This window comes from Noviherbaspirillum denitrificans, assembly GCF_002211445.1.
In the GTDB taxonomy this organism is placed as follows: Bacteria; Pseudomonadota; Gammaproteobacteria; order Burkholderiales; family Burkholderiaceae_D; genus Noviherbaspirillum; species Noviherbaspirillum denitrificans.
Genome location: NZ_LSTO01000001.1, coordinates 1,387,849 through 1,392,375, shown reverse-complemented (window position 1 = coordinate 1,392,375; position 4,527 = coordinate 1,387,849). Strand labels below are relative to the sequence as shown.

The window sequence follows — 4,527 nt, the reverse complement described above, 5'->3', positions numbered from 1 at the left end:
GCAGCTTGGTCGGCCAGTACGGCCACACCAGCGGCTTGTTTTCCTGTTCAGGGGGCTGCGGCAGCAGCTCGAACTGGGTGACGGATGCTGCGCCATGGCGGTTCGAGGTACCCACGCAGTCCGAGCCGGTATCGCCGCCGCCGATGACTATGACGTGCTTGCCGGTGGCCATGATCTGGTCCTTCACCTTGTCGCCGGCATTGACCTTGTTCTGCAGCGGCAGGAATTCCATTGCATAGTGCACGCCCTTCAGCTCACGGCCGGGAACCGGCAGGTCGCGTGGCAGCTCGGCGCCGCCGGCGATCACGATGGCGTCGAAGTCCTTCTTCAGCTGGTCAGGGGAGACTGTTTCCTTTGCCCAGTTGTAGACGTTCGGCGTAAAGTCCTTGCCGACGAAAACGCTGGTACGGAAGGTCACGCCTTCAGCCTTCATCTGCTCGACACGGAGGTCGATGTGCGACTTTTCCATCTTGAAGTCGGGGATGCCGTAGCGCAGCAGGCCGCCGACGCGATCGTTCTTTTCGAAGACGGTCACGTCATGGCCGGCGCGCGCGAGCTGCTGCGCCGCTGCCAGGCCGGCGGGACCGCCGCCGACAACTGCGACTTTCCTGCCGGTCTTCACAGCCGGAACCTGGGGCTTCACCCAGCCGTTTTCCCAGCCCTTGTCGATGATGAAGTGCTCGATCGACTTGATGCCGACCGGGTCATTGTTGATGCCGAGCGTGCAGGCTGCTTCGCAAGGTGCCGGGCAGATGCGGCCGGTGAACTCCGGGAAGTTGTTGGTGGAGTGCAGCACGTCCAGAGCTTCGCGGTAGTTGCCGTGGAAGACCAGGTCATTCCAGTCCGGAATGATGTTGTTGACCGGGCAGCCGTTGTTGCAGAAGGGGATGCCGCAGTCCATGCAGCGCGCGCCCTGCACCTTGGCATCGGCGTCGGAGAGGTGCACCACGAATTCCTTGTAGTGCTTCTTGCGCAGCTGGGGTGCTTCGCTCGCCTCTTGCAGGCGTTGGTATTCCAGAAAGCCGGTTACTTTTCCCATTTTTTACTCACAATCTGGGCCACAGGGATCGCTTGCGGGATCCCTGCCGCCGTGTATTTATCAATTAGGCCGCGATCTTTTCCTTGGACGACTTTTCCGCATTCAGCTCGCCCAGTGCCCGCTTGTACTCGGTCGGGAACACCTTCACGAACTTGGTGCGTGCATTCGCCCAGTCATCCAGCAGGTTGCGCGCGCGCGTGCTGCCGGTGTACTTGAAGTGGCGCTCGATCAGCCCCTTCAGGATCGCTTCGTCGGTCTGGCCTTCGCCGCCGCGGGTGGTCGCATGCCAGATAGCCCGATCGATCTTCGCTTCCTGGTCCGCGCTGCTCAGGACCGGGTCGAGGGCGACCATCGACATGTTGCACTTCTTCGCGAAGTCGCCGTCCGGGTCGTACACGTAGGCGATACCGCCCGACATGCCGGCCGCGAAGTTACGTCCGGTGGCGCCGAGAACGACGACGGTACCGCCGGTCATGTATTCGCAGCCATGGTCGCCGGTGCCTTCGACGACCGTGATCGCGCCAGAGTTACGCACTGCGAAGCGCTCGCCCGCCACGCCATTGAAGAAGGCTTCACCGGAAATCGCGCCGTACAGCACGGTGTTGCCGATGATGATGTTGTCGACCGCCCAGCCGCGGAACTCGGTGTTCGGGCGCACGATGATGCGGCCGCCCGACAGGCCCTTGCCGACGTAGTCGTTGCCCTCGCCCACCAGGTCCAGCGTGATGCCGTGTGCGAGGAAGGCGCCGGCCGACTGGCCTGCGGTGCCTTGCAGCTGGATGTGGATGGTGTCATCCGGCAGGCCTTCGTGGCCGTACTTCTTTGCGACTTCACCGGACAGCATGGTGCCGACGGTGCGGTTGAGGTTCTTGACCGGGGAGATGAAGGAAACCTTCTCGCCCTTGTCGATTGCCGCCTTTGCCTGTGCGATCAGCTTGTGGTCCAGTGCCTTCTCGAGGCCATGGTCCTGCTCTTCCACCTGGAAGCGCGGCTCGGAAGCCGGGACATCGGGCTGGTGGAAGATCTTGCTGAAGTCGAGGCCCTTCGCCTTCCAGTGCGAGATCGCCTTCGACTTGTCGAGCAGGTCGGAGCGGCCGATCAGTTCGTTGAAGGTGCGGATGCCCAGTTGCGCCATGATCTGGCGAACTTCTTCAGCGACAAAGAAGAAGTAGTTCACCACGTGTTCCGGCTTGCCGGAGAACTTCGCACGCAGCACCGGATCCTGGGTGGCGACGCCGACCGGGCAGGTGTTCAGGTGGCACTTGCGCATCATGATGCAGCCTTCGACGACCAGCGGCGCGGTCGCGAAGCCGAACTCGTCCGCGCCCAGCATGGCGCCGATGACGACGTCGCGGCCGGTCTTGATCTGGCCGTCGGTCTGCACGCGGATGCGGCTGCGCAGGCGGTTCAGCACCAGGGTCTGCTGGGTTTCGGCGAGGCCGAGTTCCCACGGCGAACCCGCGTGCTTGATCGAGGACAGCGGCGATGCGCCGGTGCCGCCGTCATGGCCGGCGATCACGACGTGGTCGGCCTTGGCCTTGGCAACACCCGCGGCAACCGTGCCGACACCAACTTCGGACACCAGCTTGACCGAGATCGAGGCCTTCGGATTAGCGTTCTTCAGGTCGTGGATCAGCTGAGCCAGATCTTCGATCGAGTAGATGTCGTGGTGCGGCGGCGGGGAAATCAGGCCCACGCCCGGCACCGAGAAACGCAGCTTCGCGATGTACTCGGAAACCTTGTGACCCGGCAGCTGGCCGCCTTCACCCGGCTTCGCGCCTTGCGCCATCTTGATCTGGATCTGGTCGGCGGAGGTCAGGTACTCGGCGGTCACACCGAAGCGACCCGACGCCACCTGCTTGATCTTGGAACGCAGCGAGTCGCCGGCCTGCAGCGGCAGGTCGACTTCGACGCGGTCCTTGCCGATCACCGACGCAAGGGTCTCGCCCTTCTTGATCGGGATGCCCTTCAGTTCCTGGCGATAACGGTTCTCGTCTTCGCCGCCTTCGCCGGTGTTGGACTTGCCGCCGATGCGGTTCATCGCGATAGCCAGGGTGGCGTGCGCTTCGGTCGAGATCGAGCCGAGCGACATCGCGCCGGTGGCGAAGCGCTTGACGATTTCCTTCGCCGGTTCGACTTCGTCGATCGGGATCGCCTTGGACGGGTCGATCTTGAACTCGAACAGGCCGCGCAGCGTCATGTGGCGCTTGGACTGGTCGTTGATGATCTGCGCGTACTCTTTGTACGTGTTGAAGTTGTTCGAACGGGTCGAATGCTGCAGCTTGGCGATCGCATCCGGCGTCCACATGTGGTCTTCGCCGCGGACACGGAAGGCGTACTCGCCGCCGGCGTCCAGTGCATTGGCCAGGACCGGGTCGTTGCTGAAGGCCAGCTTGTGCAGGCGCAGCGCTTCCTCGGCGATTTCGAACACGCCGATGCCTTCCACGTTGGACGCGGTGCCCTTGAAGTACTTGTCGACCAGCGCCTTGTTCAAGCCGATCGCTTCAAAGATCTGCGCGCCGCAGTAGGACATGTAGGTCGAAATGCCCATCTTGGACATGACCTTCATCAGGCCCTTGCCGATCGCCTTCTGGAAGTTGTAGATGACCTTCTCGGCGGACAGCTCGCCCGGCAGGCCCGTGGCCATTTCGGTCAGCGTGTCCATCGCGAGGTACGGATGGACGGCTTCCGCACCATAACCGGCCAGCAGCGCAAAGTGGTGCGTCTCGCGGGCGGAACCGGTTTCCACGACGAGGCCGGTCGAGGTGCGCAGGCCCTTGCTCACCAGATGCAGGTGGATGGCCGAGGTGGCCAGCAGTGCCGGGATCGCAACCTGGTCGGCGTCGAACTTGCGGTCCGAGATGATCAGGATGTTGTGGCCGGACTTGACCGCATCAACCGCCTTCGCGCACAGCGATGCGAGGCGAGCTTCGATGCCTTCCTTGCCCCAGGCGACCGGATAGCAGATGTTCAGTTCGTAGGACTTGAACTTGCCGCCGGTATACTGACTGATGTTGCGCAGCTTGGCGATATCCGCATAGTCGAGCACCGGCTGCGACACTTCAAGTCGCATCGGCGGGTTGATGTTGTTGGTGTCGAGCAGATTCGGGCGCGGGCCGATGAAGGACACCACGGACATGACCATCGCTTCGCGGATCGGGTCGATCGGCGGGTTGGTCACTTGCGCGAACAGTTGCTTGAAGTAGTTGTACAGCGTCTTGTTCTTGTTGGACATGACAGCCAGCGGCGAGTCGTTGCCCATCGAACCGATCGCTTCTTCGCCGCCTGCGGCCATCGGCGCCATCAGGAACTTGATGTCTTCCTGGGTGTAGCCGAACGCCTGCTGGCGGTCGAGCAGCGGGATGGCCGACTTCGGTTCTTCCGCGGCCTGCTCCAGCTCGTCGAGCTTGATGCGGACGGAATCGATCCACTGCTTGTACGGCTTGGCGTTGGCGTAGGTGTCCTTCAGTTCCTTGTCGTCGATGATG

General features: G+C 62.6%; 2 protein-coding genes. Both read right to left on the bottom strand.

Features of this window, described 5'->3' with window-relative positions; genetic code table 11:
* Positions 1-1,039 (bottom strand): glutamate synthase subunit beta (locus AYR66_RS06910; protein WP_088709656.1); only part of this gene is annotated, 1,039 nt, incomplete at its 3' end.
* Positions 1,040-1,103: 64 nt separating this feature from the next.
* Positions 1,104-4,527: glutamate synthase-related protein (locus AYR66_RS06905; RefSeq protein WP_088709655.1), on the bottom strand; the 3,424-nt coding region annotated here is incomplete at its 5' end.